The following is an 18,882-nucleotide window of genomic DNA, read 5'->3' on the forward strand; positions in this document are numbered from 1 at the left end:
AGCCACGATGAGTTTTACCCTGACCCAGGTTTTACTGATGGGGGTTGGCTATCTGTCGATCCTGTTTGCCTGTGCCTGGATCGTTGAAAAGGGCTGGCTACCCAGCCGCTGGGTTCGTCACCCCTTGATCTACGTGCTGGCACTGGGAATGTATGCCAGTGCCTGGGCCTTCTATGGTTCTTTCGGGCTGGCTGATCGTTATGGCTATGGCTATCTGACCTACTACCTGGGGATTGCCGGTGCTTTTGTACTTGCACCGGTTCTGCTCCTACCCCTGCTGCGTCTGACCCGCACTTATCAGCTGACCTCCTTGCCGGATCTGTTTGCCTTCCGCTACCGCAGCCGCTGGGTCGGCATGCTGGTCACCCTGGGCCTTTTAATTGGCAGCATGCCCTTGCTGGCTCTGCAGATCCAGGCCATCGGTGATGTCATCTATATTCTCACCAATGAGTCTTCGCCTTACCATCTGGCCTTTGTCTTCTGCGCGGTGATCACTCTTTTTGCCATCCTTTTTGGGGCCCGGCATATATCCCTGCGTGAAAGGCATGAAAGCCTACTGGTCGCCATCGCGCTGGAATCCCTGGTCAAGCTGCTGGCCTTTTTAGCTCTGGGTGGCGTCACCCTCTTCACTGTTTTCGGGGGCTTTGAGGGCCTGGAAGGCTGGTTGAAAATCAATGGCGATGCCCTCTCGGCAGCGGTTCAGCCCCTGGAGGACAATCAATGGCGCACCCTGCTACTGCTCTTTTTTGCTACAGCAGTTTCCATGCCGCACATTTTTCATATCATTTTCACCGAGAATCCTTCAGAAGCGGCCCTGATGCAGGCCACCTGGATGCTTCCACTGTTTCTGTTGCTGCTTGCCCTACCCGTCCCTATCATCTTCTGGGCGCATCAGGCCCTGGAAAGCAGTCTACCCGTGGAGTACGCCAGCCTTGCCCTGGGTGGTTACTGGTCGCTGCTATCTTTTATTGCTGGCTTGGCGGCAGCCAGCGGCACCATTATCGTCATGACACTGGCCCTGGCACCCATGCTTCTCAACCACCTGGTCCTGGCTGTCTATCAACCACCTGCCCGCTTTGATATCTACTACTGGCTGTTGTGGATGCGGCGCCTGCTCATTGCCAGCCTGATTTTTGTTGCCTACCTGGTTTACCTAGTACTCAGTGTCAAACACGATCTGGCCAGCCTGGGGCTGGCCGCTTTTATCGGTACGCTGCAATTCCTACCCGGCATTCTGGCTTTGCTCTACTGGCCTGCAGCCAACCGCAAGGGGCTTCTGGCCGGGCTGCTGGTCGGTTTTGGCACCTGGTTTATCGGTCTCGGGCTACCCCTGATGTTTGATGTTCACCAGTTGACCTGGTTCGGCGGTGTCATTCCACTCCGCGGTACCGATGACTGGTATGTTGTTGCCCTTACTTCCATCACCCTCAATATCCTGGTCTTTATTTCCCTGTCTCTGACCACCGAAGCCAGTGAAGAAGAAAAGATTGGTGCCAAGGCTTGCTCCCAGGACTCTTTACTGCATTCCAAGCGTCTACAGCTTAAGGCCCGTAATTGCTCGGATTTTATCCGCTTCCTGAGTATTCCTCTGGGGCAGGCCACAGCCCAGCAGGAAATCAAACGTGCTCTGGCCGAGCTGGGTCTGCACGAGCAGGATACCCGCCCCTACGCCATGCGCCGTCTGCGTGACCAGGTACAGGCCAATCTATCCGGCATGATGGGTCCAGCGGTTGCCCAGGAGCTGATCGACCGCTACCTTCCCTGGAAAGCCAATGATTCCGGTAGTGACGATGATATCCACTTCGTTGAGCGCCACCTCGAGGATTATCGCAGCCGCCTGACCGGCATGGCCCGTGAACTGGATAAGCTGCGCCGTCATCATCGCCAGACTCTGCTTTATTTGCCCGTGGGCATTTGTACTCTGGGACGCGATCAGGAAGTACTCATGTGGAACCGGGCGATGGAAAACCTGACAGGTATTAGTGGCGAGGAGGTCATCGGCTCCCGTATCCGCCATCTGCCCAGCCCCTGGAACCGCTTGCTGGATGACTTTCTTGCAGACGAGCGCCAGCAACTTTACCGCCAGCCTCTACAGATGGAAGAGGCCCGTCTGTGGTTAACCCTGCATAAGGCCAAACTGGATGACCCTGCAGCCCTGATGGGGGGAACCGTGCTTCTGGTTGAAGACCAGAGCGACTTCAAGCGCCTGGAAGACGAGTTAATCCACAACGAGCGCCTGGCTTCCATCGGTCGCCTGGCTGCCGGGGTTGCCCATGAAATCGGTAACCCGGTGACCGGTATTTCCTCGCTGGCCCAGAATCTCAAATATGATGCCGAAGAGCCGGAGGCCGTTCGCGAAACCAGCCTGCAAATTCTGCAACTGACCCAGCGTATCACTCAAATCGTGCAATCACTGGTCAGCTTCTCGCATGCCGGTCGCCATAAAGGCAGCCGTCAATTTGAAGCCGTTGACCTGAGGGCTGCCCTGGATGAAGCCATCCATCTCATCTCCCTAAGCCCCAGGGGACGCAATCGCCACTACTCCAATGCCTGCCCCGAACAGCTAGTTGTCCAGGGTGATGCCCAGCGCCTAATCCAGGTTTTCGTTAACCTCATTGCCAATGCCCGGGATGCCACTCAGGATCAGGGACAGATTCACTGCACTGCCTACCAACGCGGCCAGGAAGTCGTGATTGAAGTGCATGATGACGGTAGCGGCATCCCCGAAAAAGAACTGGAACATCTGTTTGAGCCTTTTTATACCACCAAGGCAGCAGGCGAAGGCACTGGCTTGGGTCTGGCATTGGTTTATAGTATTGTCGAAGAACATGCCGGGCAGGTTCATGCATTCAGCCCCAGCCCTTTGCTGGACAGCGGCAGTTGTTTCCAGTGCCGTTTTCCCTTGCCACCTTTATCCAGCCAGGAGATAGCTGACGACCATGAGTCATATTCTGATCGTTGAAGACGAAGGAATTATCCGTTCTGCCTTAAGGCGTCTGCTGGAACGCAATGGTTTTCAGGTGACCGAAGCAGGAACAGTTCCCGAAGCCAGAAACGAACTGGACGCAAATAGCTTTGACCTGATTATCAGTGATCTGCGTCTACCCGGTGAAGCCGGTACCGAACTGATCAACCAGGAGATTCCGGTATTGATCATGACCAGCTATGCCAGTCTGCGTTCGGCAGTGGATGCCATGAAACAGGGCGCGGTGGATTATATTGCCAAACCCTTTGATCACGATGAAATGCTGACAGCTGTCAACCATATCCTCAGTCAGCATCGCCGTAGTACCTCGACTCAAAGTGATCAGGCAGCTACCGGTGTTGACACTGAAATGGAAGAAACCGCCAGCAGTGTTGCCGGCATGCTGGGAGAAAGTCCTCCCATGAAGGCCGTCTTCCAGCAAATTGAGAAGGTTGCACCCTACGATTGCCGTGTGCTGATTCTGGGTGAATCCGGAACCGGTAAGGAGTTGGTTGCCCGGGCGCTGCACCAGCTTAGTCCCCGAAAGGCCGCTCCTCTCATCTCAGTCAATTGTGCGGCCATCCCCGAAACCCTGATCGAGTCAGAACTCTTCGGCCATGAAAAAGGGGCCTTTACCGGTGCCAATGCCAGCCGCAATGGTCTGATCGAAGCCGCCGATGGCGGCAGCCTCTTTCTGGATGAAATCGGCGAGCTACCCCTGGAAGCCCAGGCCCGCTTGCTGCGTGTCCTTCAAGAAGGTGAAATCCGGCGTTTGGGTTCCGTGGAGTCACGCCAAGTCGATGTGCGCCTTTTGGCCGCGACTCACCGCGACATCAAAACCCTGGTTGATCAGGGCAAGTTCCGCCTGGATCTCTACTACCGCCTGAATGTCGTGGAACTGGAATTACCCTCACTTAGTGAAAGAGGCGAGGACATTCTTTTGCTCGCTGAACAACTGCTAAAACAGGCTTGCCAACGGCTGAACAAGCCTCAAGCCCGTTTTTCAAAATCAGCGCGCACGGCTTTATTGGCTTATTCCTGGCCGGGGAATGTACGTGAACTGGAAAATCGTGTGGAAAGAGCAGTGATTCTGTCCGATGATCACCTGCTTCATGCAGAAGATTTACAGCTTAGCCACCAGCCTGACAAGGAGAGCCCCCCCACCCGGGTCAGCTTTCCCGCCCAGCATTTTGCAGACCAAAGCAGTTCGACCAGTCAATTTGCCGAAGCCGATCATGACCCGGCCCATCTGCCCGCAGACGACCTCTCTCTGGAGGACTACTTCGTACGCTTCGTACGTGAAAATGAAGACCAGATGAGCGAAACCGAACTGGCCAAAAAGCTGGGGATCTCGCGCAAGTGCCTCTGGGAAAGACGCCAACGCCTGGGCATCCCTCGTCGAAAAACAGCCAGCAGCCGTTAACACGGCTTCCAAACTGAAGGTGTTACCGATGACCTCAGTTTCTCCACACCTCAGGCTTAAAACAGGTAACACTTTTACTTTTCACTTGCCTTCAGAAGGCCAAAAAAATCTCAAGCACTTGAAATAAAATGATTTTTTTATTTTTGGCACGTAAAAAGCATTAATAAATAGCAAGAATAACAAGAACACCGGCGTCAGAGTTACAGCTAAAACAAAAACAACCCTGTACCTGACCGAACCGACTTCCCTAAAACAAAAACAACAGGAAGTCAGGTGAACGACCCCTGGTCGCTGACAACAAAAACAACAGCAGCTGCCGGCTAAAAGAAAACAAAAACAATAATTTTCAAGGGTCACCGGTCTTCAGCGAAAGCTGATGTCCAAGCCGAAAAACAAAAACAATGGCAAGAGACATCCCCAGGGTGAACAAAAACAATAACCACCCTGAGAAAAAGCCCAAGCTGAGGCTATATTGTTTTGAATACGAGATGGTCGCAAGCCAGGCACAAAAAAAACAAAAGCGCCGACCTTGATGACTGTGATGCGTATTCAGGGCGATTTAGAACTATCTCCCTAAAAGGGCAAGGATGCCCACAAGTCAATCGAACCTAAACAAGGGGAAAGCTACGGCTTTCCCCTTATTTTATTGGTTACAGCCTTTGCCCCGATCCAGCGGTCAGTTAAACTGCTGCTTTGCCTGTTGATAGAAGAAATCCACTCATGCTCAAAGGTTTTACCCGTTTCATTTCCGACAAGCTCAGCCGCAAAGCCGGAACCGAAGCTCCACAGCAGCAGATCCTTCCCCGCTCGGACCATCCCATTTCGCGTAGCGAAATTCATGAGGGGGCCCTTAAAGTTCTCTATCGACTGCATAAAAGCGGCTATGAAGCCTATTTGGTCGGCGGCTGTATCCGTGACCGGCTGCTGGGCAAAAAACCCAAGGACTTTGATGTGGCCACCAATGCCACACCGGAAGAAGTCCGCCACCTTTTTCGCAATTCTCGGATCATTGGCCGCCGTTTTCGCATCGTCCATGTCCGCTTCGGCCGGGATATCATCGAGGTCACTACCTTCCGCGGCCAAGCAAAAACAGAAAATCCGGCACACCACAAGCAGTCTGATGAAGGCATGCTGCTAAGAGACAATGTCTGGGGTAGCATTGAAGAAGATGCCCTGCGCCGTGACTTCACCATCAATGCCCTCTACTACAATATCGCTGACTTCAGCATCTATGATTTTGCTGGCGGCCTGAAGGATTTGGAAAATCGTCAATTACGATTAATCGGCGATCCAGAAACCCGCTACCGGGAAGATCCTGTCCGCATGCTACGGGCCATCCGTTTTATGGCCAAGCTGGACTTTGAACTGGAAGAAACCACCGCAACACCTATTCGTGAGCATGCTGAACTTCTGCTACAGGTGGCTCCAGCGCGATTATTCGATGAAGTTTTGAAACTCTTCCTCTCGGGGCAAGCCTTGACCACCTTCCACTGGCTCAGGGAATTTCATTTGTTCGAAATGCTCTTTCCCGCCAGTCACGAGGCTTTTAAAACCAACCCTACTTCTTTGCAGGTGGTTGAGCGAGCCCTCGAGAATACCGACAAACGCATAGGTGACGAACGCCCGGTAACCCCTGCATTCCTTTACGCAGCGCTGCTCTGGCCCGGGCTTTTGCAGATTCGGGAAGACCTGGAAAAACGCGGCACACCTCCTTTTCCGGCCATGCAACAAGCTGGAAACCGCTTGCTGCAACGTCAAAGCCAGCACATCACTATTCCCAAGCGTTTTGCATTCCCCATGCGGGAAATCTGGGATTTACAACTCAAACTGCCCAAGCGCCATGGCAAACAGGCCTGGCATCTAATCCAGGAACCTCGTTTCAGAGCGGGCTACGACTTCCTGCTACTACGCGAAGCAGCCGGTGAAAATACCCAGGGCCTCGCGGCCTGGTGGACCGATTTCCAGGAAGCCGATGAAGCCACGCGCCAGGAAATGGTTAGCAAACTGGGCAAGCCCAAGGGCAAAAAACCCCGTCGGCGTCGCAGTCGCAGCAAGAAACCCTCCAACACCTGAGGGATGACTTTTTATGGCACGCGCATGGATCGGGCTGGGTAGCAACCTGGCCCAACCCGAACAACAAATACTCCAGGCTCTTGAGGAGTTGAACCAGCTCCCCCTAAGCCAGTGTGTAAAGACCTCCAGCCTCTGGGTCAGCCCTCCCCTGGGCCCCCAAGACCAGCCGGATTTCATCAATGCCGCTGCCCTGATCGAGACGCAGCTGAGTCCACTCGAGCTACTGGATCAACTTCAGGCCCTGGAAACCGCCCATCAAAGAGTTCGCCTCCAGACCTGGGGCCCCAGAACCCTGGATCTGGATCTCCTGCTCTACGACCAGGAAAAATTGAACCTGCCTCGACTTCAGGTACCCCACCCGCAGATGCACCTACGGATTTTTGTCCTAGAACCCCTGTTGGAACTTGATTCCGAGCTGGAGTTGCCCGAACATGGCAGGATAGATCTGTTACTGAAAGAGTTACGCCAGATCGCCCCCATCCGCAAGTTGTTACCCCAGGAAGCAGATCCTCTGTCCAACCTTTGACATCTGGGTTACCAGGGGTAACAATCGCCTTTTTCCACTTATAACTATTAAATGATGGAAGCACTATGAAAGTTGTGACCCTGAACACGCTCAAAGAGCTCAAGGCTGCCGGTGAAAAATTCAGTGTCGTTACCTGCTACGATGCCGCCTTTTCCCAGCGAATCAATGAAGCCGGAATCGAGGTGATGCTCGTAGGTGATTCCCTGGGCATGGTTCTCCAGGGTCACGATTCCACTCTACCGGTGACACTGGATGATATGGTCTACCATACTCGGGCTGTTAAAGCAGGCAACAGCCGTAGCCTGATCATGGCTGACCTCCCCTTTATGTCGGATGCCAGCCTGCCGATTTTGCTGGAGAATTCTGCCAGACTGATGCGAGCTGGAGCCCATCTGGTCAAGATCGAAGGCGATGCCTGGCTGGCCGAGGGAATCAGTCACTTAACCCGACGCGGCATCCCTGTATGTGCCCATTTGGGTTTAACACCTCAGACCGTCAACCAACTCGGCGGCTACAAGGTGCAAGGCCGGGGTGAAGCAGGCCAGGCTCTGATCAAATCCGCCCAGGAATTGGAAGCAGCGGGTGCCAGCCTGCTCCTGCTGGAATGTGTGCCGACTGAACTCGGCCGCGCTGTAACCGAAGCTGTTGATTGTCCGGTAATCGGTATCGGTGCCGGCCCCGACACTGACGGCCAGGTACTGGTGCTGCATGACCTCCTCGGTATTACCCCGGGTAAAACAGCAAAATTCGTAAAAAACTTTATGCAGGACAGTCAATCTATCCCTGATGCGCTGGCAGCCTATCACCAGGCAGTCAAAAACAACGACTTCCCTGCCCCGGAACACTGCTTTCAGTGAGAAGATCATGCACATCCTGAATGACATCAAAGAACTCAGATCCACCCTCAAGGAGCTGCGCCGCCAGGGCAAAACCCTGGCCCTGGTTCCCACCATGGGTAACCTGCATCAGGGGCATCTGCGTCTGGTGGAAGAGGCCAGACGCCATGCTGATCTGGTGATTGCCAGTATCTTTGTCAATCCCCTGCAATTCGGCCCCGGCGAAGACTTTGACAACTACCCACGCACCCTGGAAGAAGATGCCCAAAAACTGACACTAGCTGGTTGTGACTATCTTTTTGCACCAAGTGTTGGTGATGTCTACCCCGAGGGTCAGGAAAACCAGACTCAGGTCCGGGTACCTCAAGTCAGCGAAGGCCTTTGTGGTCAAAAGCGCCCCGGCCATTTCGATGGCGTCGCTACGGTCGTTACCAAGCTATTTAATTTCGTACAACCGGATGTCGCCTGCTTTGGACAAAAGGACTACCAGCAGCTGGCGGTTATCCGCAAGCTGGTAAAAGATCTTGATTTCCCCATTCGGATAATCGGCGTCCCCACGCAAAGGGATAGCGATGGCCTGGCATTGTCTTCACGCAATGCCTACCTGTCTGATGAGGAAAGAAAGAAGGCTTCCGGTCTCTACGCCACTCTCAAGTCGACCGGCCAAAAGCTGGCGGCGGGCAACCATAACTTTCATGAACTCACTCACCAGGCTCGTGCCCGCTTGGCTGAACTCGGGTTTTATCCCGAATATGTGGAAATTCGGGCACTGGATCTGGGCCCTGCTCGGATGGATGCCAAGGAATGGGTGCTTCTGGCTGCCGCACGCCTGGGTAAAGCACGTCTGATCGATAATCTGGTCGTGCGCAAAGGTGAATAACAGACTGGACGCAAGCGCTCCAACCCTGTATAAAGCGGCTCTGCCTGTTTATTAATAATTTGCAGCTTGCCTCGGCAGGCAACAAGAGGTTCATTAATCATGCAAACCATTATGCTCAAAGCCAAACTCCACCAGGCTCGTGTTACCCACGCAGTACTGGAATATGAAGGATCCTGCGCTATTGATGGCAATCTATTGGATATGGCTGGCCTGCATGAGTACGAACAGATCCAGATCTATAATCTGGAAAATGGTCAGCGTTTCACCACCTATATCATTCGTGGTGAACCCGGCTCCGGCATTATCTCGGTAAACGGCGCAGCCGCTCACCTGGCTGATGTGGGTGATCGTGTCATTATCTGTGCTTACGCCAATTTCACTGAAGCAGAAAGGCTGAAACACAAGCCTTCACTGATCTATATGGCTGAAGGCAATGAAGTCAGCCATACCAGTAATGCTATTCCGGTTCAGGTTGCCTGACCCTGGTTTCTCCTGCAGTTTTCAAGGCAGCCCAAGTGGCTGCCTTTTTAGTCTAAAGTAGTAGCTCTCGACCCCCCACTTCCCACTGTTTCTGCATTCTTTTTCTACATACATCTGTTACCTTGTATTCTTATACTAGTCACTTTTAGTTGAGAACCTACCTCTTCATTTCTTTAGCAAGGTCCATTCAGGAGATTTCATCATGCAAGACGTAGTTATTGTTGCTGCAGGTCGTACAGCCATTGGCAGTTTCGGTGGTTCTCTGGCCGATGTTGACCCTCATCTACTGGGTGCAACCGTCATAAAAGGCCTTTTGGAAAAATCGGGAGTAGCTGCCGATCAAATCAATGAAGTCATTCTCGGTCAGGTACTAACGGCCGGTTGTGGCCAGAACCCCGCTCGCCAGGCCATGATCCATGCTGGATTGCCAGAAACCACTCCTGCCATGACCATCAACAAGGTTTGCGGTTCCGGGTTAAAAGCCTTGCATCTGGCAACCCAGGCGATTCGCTGTGGCGATGCCGAAATGATAATTGCTGGTGGCCAGGAAAACATGAGCCAGGCCCCCCATATCCTGCCTAACTCCCGCAAAGGTCAGCGCATGGGTGACTGGACCGCCAAGGACACCATGATTGTCGATGGCCTCTGGGATGCCTTCAATGATTACCATATGGGCATTACCACAGAGAACATCGTCGAAAAGTTCAATATAAGCCGCGAAGATCAGGATGCTTTTGCTGCTGCTTCCCAAGCCAAAGCCTCCAAGGCCGTCAAGGAAGGGCGTTTTCAGGATGAGATCTTCCCTGTCACCATTCCTCAGCGCAAGGGGGACCCGATCGTTTTCGATACTGATGAAGGCCCCCGCGAAGTCAGCGTGGAAAAACTGGCCAGCATGCGCCCCGCCTTCAAGAAAGACGGCACCGTGACTGCCGGTAACGCCTCTTCCATCAATGATGGTGCAGCCGCTGTACTCCTTTGTTCAGCCAGCAAGGCCGAGGAGTTGGGACTGCCTGTTCTGGCCAAGATCTCGGCCTATTCATCTGCCGGTGTTGACCCCAAGATCATGGGTACAGGCCCCATCCCTGCCACTCAGCTGTGCCTGAAAAAGGCTGGCTGGGATATCAGCGAATTGGATCTGATTGAAGCCAATGAGGCCTTTGCCGCCCAGGCCATCAGTGTTAACCGGCAATTGGCTTGGGATACGGATAAAGTGAACGTCAATGGTGGCGCCATAGCCTTGGGTCATCCCATCGGTGCTTCCGGTTGCCGTGTACTGGTGAGCCTGGTCCACGAGATGACCAAGCGTGATGCTAAAAAAGGCTTGGCAACACTATGTATCGGTGGAGGCCAGGGCGTGGCTTTGGCCATTGAGCGTTAAGAGCTGCGCTGCTCCACTTGGATTCGGTTTCCGCCGAATCCAAGACATAAAAAAAACCCAGCCTAGGCTGGGGTTTTTGTTTGCTAGAGCTAATCAGCTTTCTGGATTAGCTTCAGCATAGGCCTTGCGGTCTTCATCACTGACTTCCTTGATCGAAAGCTTAACGCGGTTGCGGTTATCAATATCGATCACCTTGACCAGCACTTCCTGGCCTTCAGACAGATAATCTTTTACCGATTCAACACGCTTGTTGTCGATCTGAGAAATGTGCACCAGGCCATCCTGACCAGGCAGGAAGGTAACAAAGGCACCAAAGTCGGCCAAGCGAGCCACCTTGCCCATGTAGACCTTATCGATCTCGGCTACAGCCGTCAGACCCAGGATGATATCGATAGCAGCCTTGGCCGCTTCCTGAGTATCGGCATACACCTTGATTTCACCGGTATCTTCGATATCGATGGAAGCACCGGTACGCTCGGTGATGCTGCGAATCGTAGCACCGCCCTTGCCGATTACATCACGGATCTTCTCAGGGTCAATCTTCAGGCTGGTCATGGTGGGGGCGTTATCGGAAACCTCGGTACGCGCCTGAGGCAGAACAGCATTCATCTGGCTCAGGATTTCCTGACGTGCCTGATGGGCTTGCTGGAGTGCCTTCTCCATGATTTCTTCGTTGATGCCTTCAATCTTGATGTCCATCTGCAGGGCAGTAACGCCCTTATCAGAACCGGCCACCTTGAAGTCCATATCACCCAGATGGTCCTCGTCACCCAGGATATCAGTCAGAACAGCATAGCGTTCACCATCCTTGACCAGTCCCATGGCAATACCCGCAACGGGGGCCTTCAGGGGAACACCAGCATCCATCAGTGCCAGAGAAGAACCACAGACAGAGGCCATGGAACTGGAACCGTTGGATTCGGTAATCTCGGAAACCACACGAATAGTGTAAGGGAAGTCGTCTTCACCCGGCATCATCGCCGCAACACCACGCTTGGCCAGGCGACCGTGGCCGATTTCACGACGCTTGGGGCCACCCATAAAACCAGCTTCACCCACAGAGAAAGGAGGGAAGTTATAGTGGAACAGGAAGTTATCGCGGTATTCACCTTCCAGGCTCTCAATGACCTGGGCATCACGACTGGTACCCAGAGTAGCTACAACCAGAGCCTGGGTTTCACCACGGGTAAAGAGGGCAGAACCATGAACCTTGGGCAGAACACCAACTTCAATACTCAAAGGACGTACGGTGGTGTGATCACGGCCATCAATACGTGGCTCGCCATCCAGAACATTATTGCGAACTATCTCTTTTTCCAGCTTGGAGAAAGCTGACTTGATCGCATCTTCACCTGGCTCGGCATCGGCGTCAGTCACCAGCTTTTCAACCAGCCCTTTTTTGATTTCATCCAGACGTGCGTAGCGCTGCATCTTGTCAGTGATGCGATAGGCTTCCTTGATCTGATCTGCAACAAGCGGCTTGATCAGGTCTTCGGTGCCCGTATCCTTCACAGGTGCAACCCAATCCCAGGCAGGCTTGGCATTTTCAGCAGCAAAGTCCTTGATCGCCTGGATGGCTGTTTGCATCTGTTCGTGAGCAAAAAGAACACCGCCCAGCATCTGGTCTTCAGTCAATTCCTGAGCTTCAGATTCAACCATCAATACTGCCGCTTCGGTACCGGCAACCACCATGTCCAAACGCGAGTTTTCCAGTTCACTGGAATCCGGGTTCAAGAGGTAGCCAGACTCATCCGAGTAACCAACGCGAGCAGCAGCTAAAGGACCATTGAAAGGCACGCCGGAAACAGCCAGAGCTGCAGAGGCACCCAGCATGGCAGCGATATCCGCCTCGACACCGCGTTCAGCAGAGACCACTGAACAGATGATCTGGACTTCATTCATGAAGCCATTCGGGAACAGAGGGCGGATAGGACGGTCGATCAGACGCGAAGTCAGGGTTTCTTTTTCGGTTGGACGGCCTTCACGTTTGAAAAAGCCTCCGGGAATCTTGCCTACAGCGTAGGTCTTTTCCTGATAGAAAACAGCCAGGGGAAAGAAGTCCTGGTCAGGATTAACGTCTTTTTTTGCTACTACAGTACAGAGAACACTGGTGTTATCCACAGTGATCAATACAGCACCGGTGGCTTGGCGAGCCATACGGCCGGTTTCCAGAGTTACTTGATGCTTTCCATATTGGAAAGTCTTAATCTTAGCTTCAGGAGTCACAGATATTTCCTTTGATTTCAATTTTTGTCGCCATTAATTAGCCCGACTATCATACGCTGCCTTGGATAACAAACAAAGTAGCGCAACAATAAAAAAGCCCCACCCTGCAGTTGCAGGGTGGGGCTTTTATACGAGCGAACGCTGAATCTTAGCGACGCAGACCCAGACGCTTGATCAGGTCAGCATAACGGCCCATGTCTTTGCCTTTCAGGTAGTCCAGCAGCTTACGACGCTGGTTTACCTTGCGGATCAAACCACGACGGCTATGGTGATCCTTTTTGTTGTCCTTGAAGTGACCTTGCAGTTGGTTGATATCGTGAGTCAGCAGGGCAACCTGTACTTCAGGAGAACCTGTGTCACCTTCACCACGTCCAAAGTCTTTTACGATTTCTGCTTTCTGTTCAGTTGTCAGCATTTTGCTTCTCCACAGTCGCATGAATAACTCGGGCTCTGCCGTGCGACGTTACAGCAGGCCTGGATGAAATTTTTAGTCAGCTGGCACACATCTTCTTGGGGCGTAGCGCAAAGTTTGAATTTGATCCCTGTTGGATCTCACCCAAGCCAATAAAAGTCTGCGCATCTGAATAAAGCCGCACATTCTCACCGATTTGCAGGTCAGTGTCCAGAAGATCCGTTGCCTGACCATGGGTCAGATCGCGACTTTGCGATGAATTCAGATCAACACGGGCAAGATGTTGCAGCAGTTGGTCCACCGGCTGAAGCAGTGCTTCTACGCCAGCTTCGCCTTGTTCTTCCCAGGTTTTTTCCAGTGCCTCCAGAGTCAGGGCCTCTGACAGGTTAAAGTCACCAGAATCGATACGACGTAAGGAGCCCAGATAGCCTTCAGTTCCCAAGGCCTTAGCCAAGTCTTCCCCGAGAACACGGATATAGGTGCCCTTGGAGCAGTGCACCTGTATTTCTATGAAATCCTCTCCCCAATCCAGAAGCCTGAGTTCGTGAAGCTCAATATCGCGAGCAGGCCGCTCGATTTCCTGGCCAGCGCGTGCCAGCTCATACAGTTTCTTACCCTGGTGTTTAAGCGCCGAATACATCGGCGGCACCTGTTTTTGGTGGCCGGTAAATTCATTCAGTAACTGCTCAAGCTTCTTCGCAGTCAGTTGGGGCAGAGAGGCTCTAGCCAAGCACTCGCCTTCTGCATCGCCGGTGCTGCGCCTTTCACCCAGTTGAATCCGGGTAACATAGGTTTTATCAGCGTCCAACCCATATTGAGCAAATTTGGTAGCATCGCCAAAGCACAAGGGCAGCACCCCGGTTGCCAAGGGATCGAGATTACCCGTGTGGCCACCCTTTTTTGCTTTCAGTAGCCAGCGCACTTTTTGCAGGGTTTTATTACTGGTCCAACCCAAGGGCTTATCCACAACAAGGAGCCCATCAACACGCCGTCTTTTTATTCTCTGCTGCATGCCAAACGCTAGTCCTCATCCGAATCATGACGACTACGATCTTCGGCAACAGCCTGTTCAATCAAGCTGCTCAATTTCTGCCCACGCTGAACACTCTCATCAAAGTGAAAGCGCAGTTGGGGAACGACGCGCAGTTTGATGCTCTGAGCAATGCGCCCGCGCAAGAAACCTGCAGCGTGTTTCAAAATAGCCAGGTTCTCCTTGATGACCTCCTGGCGATCTTCCTTGCCCAGCACCGTTACATATACATCGGCATAGCCCAGGTCTTTACTCACTCGCACGCCGCTGACGGTAATCATGGCATCCAGTCGCGGATCTTTGACTTCCCGCTGGATCAAAACAGCCAGCTCTCTTTGCAATTGATCGGCAATGCGGTCGGTACGGCTGAATTCTTTCATACTAGCCTCTTGCTCTTTCTTTATCGGGACTATAAATACAAACAGCCTCCTCCTGAAATTCAGAAGGAGGCTGCGAGATTAACAGCAAAGCAGCAGCTTAGAGGCTACGCTCAACCTTAACCTTGTCAAAGACCTCAATTTTGTCGCCTACTTTGACATCATTGTAGTTCTTGACGCCGATACCACACTCCATACCGCTACGGACTTCGTTGGCATCATCCTTGTAACGACGCAGGGATTCCAGCTCGCCTTCGTAGATGACCACGTTGTCACGCAGCACGCGGATTTTCTTGTTGCGGTAAACCGTACCTTCCACAACCATACAACCGGCAACCTGGCCGAATTTAGGTGAACGGAATACATCACGGACTTCAGCGATACCGACAATATCTTCACGATACTCGGGGGCCAGCATCCCGGACATGGCCTGCTTAACCTGGTCGATCAGCTCATAAATGATGCTGTAGTAGCGCAGATCGATATCTTCGCGCTCGACGATCGCCTTGGCAGCCGCATCAGCACGGACATTAAAGCCGAGCAGGATGGCATCGGAAGCCAGTGCCAGGTTGGCATCGGTTTCAGTAATACCACCAACACCGGAAGAAACGATGTTGACCTTGACCTCATCGGTCTCCAGGTCTTTCAGCGCACCGATAATGGCTTCGACAGAACCGCGAACATCCGACTTGAGGATGATGTTGACGCTGGCGGTTTCGCCCTGTTCCATCTGGTTGAAGACATTTTCCAGCTTGGCTTTCTGCTGACGAGCCAACTTGACTTCACGATACTTGCCTTGACGGAAGAGAGCCACTTCACGGGCCTTCTTCTCATCCTGAACGACCGTAAATTCATCGCCTGCTTCAGGTGTACCATCCAGACCCAGGATCTCGACTGGGATTGAAGGACCGGCAGATTCAGTTTGCTTGCCGTTCTCATCGATCAGGGCGCGAACACGGCCATAGTTGAGACCTGCCAGAACGATGTCGCCCTTCTTGAGGGTACCATTCTGAACCAGAACTGTAGCTACAGGACCACGACCCTTGTCCAGACGTGATTCAACGACAACACCCTTGCCAGGTGCTTCAGGTACGGCTGTCAGTTCCAGAATTTCGGATTGCAGCAGTACCGCTTCCAGAAGCTCATCAACACCCTGCCCTGCTTTGGCAGAGACAGGTACAAAAGGCGTATCACCACCCCAGTCTTCTGGAATCACTTCATGCTGGGACAGCTCATTCTTGATTCGGTCTGGATCAGCGCCTTCTTTGTCCATCTTGTTAACCGCAACCACCAGTGGCACATTGCCTGCTTTGGCGTGCTGAACGGCTTCAATGGTCTGAGGCATAACACCATCATCAGCGGCAACAACCAGGATAACGACGTCGGTTGCCTTGGCACCGCGAGCACGCATGGCGGTAAAGGCAGCGTGGCCAGGTGTATCCAGGAAGGTAACCATGTTGTTATCGCTGGTTTCCACATGGTAGGCACCGATATGCTGGGTAATACCACCCGCCTCAGCATCGGCAACCTTAGCCGTACGGATATAATCCAGCAGCGAGGTTTTACCATGGTCAACGTGACCCATTACGGTAACAACTGGCGCACGAGTGATGGCTTCACCCTCGTAGCTGATGTTTTCCAGCACCTCGTCTTCTATAGCATTTTCTTTTTGCAGCTTGGGCGTGTGGCCCATTTCTTCAACGACGATGGCGGCGGTGTCTTGATCGATGACCTGGTTGATAGTGGCCATGGCCCCCATCTTGAACATCACCTTGATCACTTCAGCACCCTTGATGGCCATGCGATCAGCCAGATCGGCCACAGTGATGCTTTCAGGAATCAAGACTTCACGCTTAATGGGCGCAGTCGGCTTTTCAAAACCGTGCTTCTTGGGTCCGCCAGCACCGGCATTACGGCGTCCGCCCTTGCGTTTGTCATCCTTGTTGCCACGACGGCTCAGGCGACGATCTTCAAAGTCCTCGTCACGCTTGCCACCTTTACGGCCACCCGCTGATTTGCGGTTTCCGGGTTTACTATGCTTGGGCTTGTCTTCGCTGACTTTAGCGCTTTTCGGCAAGTCCACCTCCGGTTCTTCACCTGGTGTTTCATCAGCGCCGACAACGACAGGATTGGCTCTCGCCTTGCGTGCCTTTTCTGCACGACGTTTTTCTTCCTGTTTGCGGCGTTCTTTGTCAGCCTCAGATTCTTTCTGGGCTTCACTTTCTTCTGCTGCTGCAGGCTGTTTGGCCTTGGATTCCTGTTCAGCACGACGGGCAGCTTCTTCGGCTTCCAGCTGCTTGCGAGCAGCTTCTTCTGCAGCCTTGCGTTCCTGCTCAACAGCTTGACGCTTGGCTTCTGCTTCCGCCTCTGCCTGCTTGAGCGCTTCCGCTTCAGAAGCCTTGCGTTTGGCTTCTTCTTCGGCCTGCTGATTCTTATCTTGAGCGGATTCAACTTCACTGCGCTTGACGAAAGTACGTTTTTTACGCACTTCAACATTGACGCTCTTACGACCGTCGGTCTTTAACTGCTGAGTAACCTTACGCGTCATGGTAATCCGCGTGGGTTCATCGCCACTTCCCGAGTTACGCTTTAAAAAGCTCAGCAGCTTTTCCTTATCCTTTTCTGAAACCTTCTGGTCAGCACTCTTGTGAGGCAGGCCGGCTTCTTGCATTTGTTCCAGCAGGCGTCCGACAGGTTTGCCGATCGCATCTGCAAAATCTTTTACACTTGTTTCTGCCATTATCCATCTCCTCTAACTACGACCCGCTGCGTTCAAGCCTCATCTTCAAACCAGTGAGCACGGGCAGCCATGATTAATTTACCCGCTCGCTCTTCGGTCATAGCCTCGATATCCATAAGGTCGTCAATGGATTGCTCGGCGAGATCATCAAGGGTGGTAATTTGCCTGCTAGCAAGAACAGAAGCCAGGGTTCTGTCCATGCCGTCCAGGTTCAGCAGGGCTTCATCAGGCTGGGCTTCGGCCAGCGCTTCTTCTGAAGCAATTTCCAGGGTCAAGAGTTCATCCTTGGCACGCCGACGCAGCTCGTTTACCAGGTCTTCATCCAAACCGTCAATTTCCAGGAATTCTTCTACCGGCACATAGGCAACCTCTTCCAGGCCAGTAAAACCTTCTTCGACCAGCAGACGAGCGAGATCTTCATCAACATCCAGGTGCTGGATAAAGAATTGGATCATGTTGTCCATTTCCTGCTCTTGTTTGCCACTGGCTTCTTCTTCGGTCATCACATTCAATCGCCAACCAGTCAACTCGCGGGCCAGTTTGACATTCTGACCATTGCGGCCGATGGCCTGGGCCAGATTGTCCTCAGCAACAGCGACATCCATGGAATGGGCATCTTCATCAACAATGATGGAGGCCACATCCGCTGGTGCCATGGCGTTGATAACCAATTGGGCCGGATTATCGTCCCAGAGGACAATATCCACCCTTTCATTGTGCAGTTCTGTGGAAACGGCCTGCACACGTGAACCGCGCATGCCAACGCAGGCACCCACGGGATCAATTCTGCGATCATTGGTTTTGACCGCTATCTTGGCGCGTGAACCCGGATCGCGGGCAGCACCACGAATTTCGATCAACTGCTCGGAGATTTCCGGCACCTCGATCTTGAAGAGCTCGATGATCATCTCCGGACAGGTGCGTGAAAGAATCAACTGGGAGCCGCGATTATTCGGGTTCACATCCAGCAGAATAGCTCTGACACGATCATTCATCCGGAACTTCTCACCGGGAATCATTTCGTGGCGTGACAGATAGGCTTCTGCATTGCCGCCCAGATCAACGATTACGCCATCGCGAGTGGTCTTCTTGACCAGGCCGGAAACCAGTTGGCCTTGCTGTTCGATGTACTGGCGAACCACTTCTGCCCGTTCAGCTTCACGAACCTTTTGCACGATGACCTGTTTGGCCGTTTGTGCCGCGATCCGGCCAAATTCGATGGATTCGATTTCTTCCTCGCGAACATCGCCTACGACCAGACCCTGTTCTTTGACATCGGAAGCGGCCAGTTCGCAATCGGGATCGGTGTAATCTTCGTCATCGACCACTGTCCAGCGGCGAAAGGTATCGTATTCACCGGTCTTGCGGTCAATGCTGACACGAATGTCCACGCCATCTTCCATAAAGCGTTTCCGGGTTGCACTGGCAAGTGCTGCTTCTATCGCCTCGAAAATGGTGTCCTTGGGTACGCCCTTTTCATTGGAGACGGCATCCACTACTAATAGTATTTCTTTACTCATGCCTTGGCCTCTTGAA

General features: G+C 52.8%; 14 protein-coding genes. 8 read left to right on the forward strand and 6 right to left on the reverse strand.

Annotation, left to right across the window (positions count from 1 at the left end; all coding sequences use genetic code 11):
* The first annotated feature begins 7 nt into the window (after positions 1–7).
* From DFK18_RS02585 to DFK18_RS02620, 8 genes are all read left to right on the forward strand, one after another.
* A complete protein-coding gene (locus DFK18_RS02585; RefSeq protein ID WP_218563888.1) occupies positions 8–2,962 on the forward strand; it encodes an ATP-binding protein in 2,955 nt (984 codons plus the stop codon).
* Positions 2,940–4,388, forward strand: a complete 1,449-nt coding sequence (locus tag DFK18_RS02590) for a sigma-54-dependent transcriptional regulator (RefSeq protein WP_114416657.1) — start codon at positions 2,940–2,942, stop codon at positions 4,386–4,388. The genes DFK18_RS02585 and DFK18_RS02590 overlap by 23 nt, the downstream gene beginning before the upstream one ends.
* Positions 4,389–5,108: 720 nt before the next feature.
* On the forward strand, positions 5,109–6,461 hold the full coding sequence (pcnB, locus tag DFK18_RS02595; RefSeq protein ID WP_114416658.1) for a polynucleotide adenylyltransferase PcnB: 1,353 nt from the start codon (positions 5,109–5,111) through the stop codon (positions 6,459–6,461).
* Positions 6,462–6,474: 13 nt separating this feature from the next.
* Positions 6,475–6,987: a 2-amino-4-hydroxy-6-hydroxymethyldihydropteridine diphosphokinase gene (gene folK, locus DFK18_RS02600; RefSeq protein ID WP_114416659.1), complete on the forward strand. Its 513-nt coding sequence runs from the start codon at positions 6,475–6,477 to the stop codon at positions 6,985–6,987.
* A 65-nt stretch (positions 6,988–7,052) separates the two neighbouring features.
* Positions 7,053–7,844 (forward strand): 3-methyl-2-oxobutanoate hydroxymethyltransferase, encoded by a 792-nt coding sequence (gene panB, locus DFK18_RS02605; protein ID WP_114416660.1) that lies wholly within the window; start codon positions 7,053–7,055, stop codon positions 7,842–7,844.
* Positions 7,845–7,851: 7 nt separating this feature from the next.
* A complete protein-coding gene (gene panC, locus DFK18_RS02610) occupies positions 7,852–8,703 on the forward strand; it encodes a pantoate--beta-alanine ligase (RefSeq protein WP_114416661.1) in 852 nt (283 codons plus the stop codon).
* A gap of 99 nt (positions 8,704–8,802) precedes the next feature.
* Positions 8,803–9,183: an aspartate 1-decarboxylase gene (panD, locus tag DFK18_RS02615; protein WP_114416662.1), complete on the forward strand. Its 381-nt coding sequence runs from the start codon at positions 8,803–8,805 to the stop codon at positions 9,181–9,183.
* A 202-nt stretch (positions 9,184–9,385) separates the two neighbouring features.
* On the forward strand, positions 9,386–10,561 hold the full coding sequence (locus DFK18_RS02620) for an acetyl-CoA C-acetyltransferase (RefSeq protein WP_114416663.1): 1,176 nt from the start codon (positions 9,386–9,388) through the stop codon (positions 10,559–10,561).
* Positions 10,562–10,654: 93 nt separating this feature from the next.
* Here DFK18_RS02620 and pnp read toward each other — a convergent pair whose 3' ends face one another.
* The 6 genes from pnp to nusA all read right to left on the reverse strand — a co-directional run bounded on the left by pnp (position 10,655) and on the right by nusA (position 18,866).
* Positions 10,655–12,787, reverse strand: a complete 2,133-nt coding sequence (pnp, locus tag DFK18_RS02625) for a polyribonucleotide nucleotidyltransferase (protein WP_245944318.1) — start codon at positions 12,785–12,787, stop codon at positions 10,655–10,657.
* A gap of 148 nt (positions 12,788–12,935) precedes the next feature.
* Entirely contained in the window at positions 12,936–13,202 is a 267-nt protein-coding gene (gene rpsO / locus DFK18_RS02630; RefSeq protein WP_114416665.1) for a 30S ribosomal protein S15, read from the reverse strand.
* Between the two features lie 76 nt (positions 13,203–13,278).
* Positions 13,279–14,211 (reverse strand): tRNA pseudouridine(55) synthase TruB, encoded by a 933-nt coding sequence (truB, locus tag DFK18_RS02635; RefSeq protein WP_114416666.1) that lies wholly within the window; start codon positions 14,209–14,211, stop codon positions 13,279–13,281.
* 8 nt (positions 14,212–14,219) lie between these two features.
* On the reverse strand, positions 14,220–14,609 hold the full coding sequence (gene rbfA / locus DFK18_RS02640) for a 30S ribosome-binding factor RbfA (protein ID WP_114416667.1): 390 nt from the start codon (positions 14,607–14,609) through the stop codon (positions 14,220–14,222).
* A gap of 97 nt (positions 14,610–14,706) precedes the next feature.
* Positions 14,707–17,346 carry a translation initiation factor IF-2 gene (gene infB, locus DFK18_RS02645; RefSeq protein WP_114416668.1) on the reverse strand — a complete coding sequence of 880 codons (2,640 nt, stop codon included), beginning with the start codon at positions 17,344–17,346 and terminating at the stop codon, positions 14,707–14,709.
* A 32-nt stretch (positions 17,347–17,378) separates the two neighbouring features.
* Entirely contained in the window at positions 17,379–18,866 is a 1,488-nt protein-coding gene (gene nusA, locus DFK18_RS02650; RefSeq protein ID WP_114416669.1) for a transcription termination factor NusA, read from the reverse strand.
* Positions 18,867–18,882 lie beyond the last annotated feature (16 nt).

The sequence above is a fragment of the Marinospirillum perlucidum genome (assembly GCF_003336805.1).
GTDB lineage: Bacteria > Pseudomonadota > Gammaproteobacteria > Pseudomonadales > Halomonadaceae > Marinospirillum > Marinospirillum perlucidum.

Excerpts from the sequence above, each read along its gene's own strand:
- DFK18_RS02585 (WP_218563888.1), top strand. The coding sequence starts at position 8 with ATGAGTTTTACCCTGACCCAGGTTTTACTGATGGGGGTTGGCTATCTG.
- DFK18_RS02590 (WP_114416657.1), top strand. The coding sequence starts at position 2,940 with ATGAGTCATATTCTGATCGTTGAAGACGAAGGAATTATCCGTTCTGCC.
- pcnB (WP_114416658.1), top strand. The coding sequence starts at position 5,109 with ATGCTCAAAGGTTTTACCCGTTTCATTTCCGACAAGCTCAGCCGCAAA.
- folK (WP_114416659.1), top strand. The coding sequence starts at position 6,475 with ATGGCACGCGCATGGATCGGGCTGGGTAGCAACCTGGCCCAACCCGAA.
- panB (WP_114416660.1), top strand. The coding sequence starts at position 7,053 with ATGAAAGTTGTGACCCTGAACACGCTCAAAGAGCTCAAGGCTGCCGGT.
- panC (WP_114416661.1), top strand. The coding sequence starts at position 7,852 with ATGCACATCCTGAATGACATCAAAGAACTCAGATCCACCCTCAAGGAG.
- panD (WP_114416662.1), top strand. The coding sequence starts at position 8,803 with ATGCAAACCATTATGCTCAAAGCCAAACTCCACCAGGCTCGTGTTACC.
- DFK18_RS02620 (WP_114416663.1), top strand. The coding sequence starts at position 9,386 with ATGCAAGACGTAGTTATTGTTGCTGCAGGTCGTACAGCCATTGGCAGT.
- rpsO (WP_114416665.1), bottom strand. The coding sequence starts at position 13,202 with ATGCTGACAACTGAACAGAAAGCAGAAATCGTAAAAGACTTTGGACGT.
- truB (WP_114416666.1), bottom strand. The coding sequence starts at position 14,211 with ATGCAGCAGAGAATAAAAAGACGGCGTGTTGATGGGCTCCTTGTTGTG.
- rbfA (WP_114416667.1), bottom strand. The coding sequence starts at position 14,609 with ATGAAAGAATTCAGCCGTACCGACCGCATTGCCGATCAATTGCAAAGA.
- infB (WP_114416668.1), bottom strand. The coding sequence starts at position 17,346 with ATGGCAGAAACAAGTGTAAAAGATTTTGCAGATGCGATCGGCAAACCT.
- nusA (WP_114416669.1), bottom strand. The coding sequence starts at position 18,866 with ATGAGTAAAGAAATACTATTAGTAGTGGATGCCGTCTCCAATGAAAAG.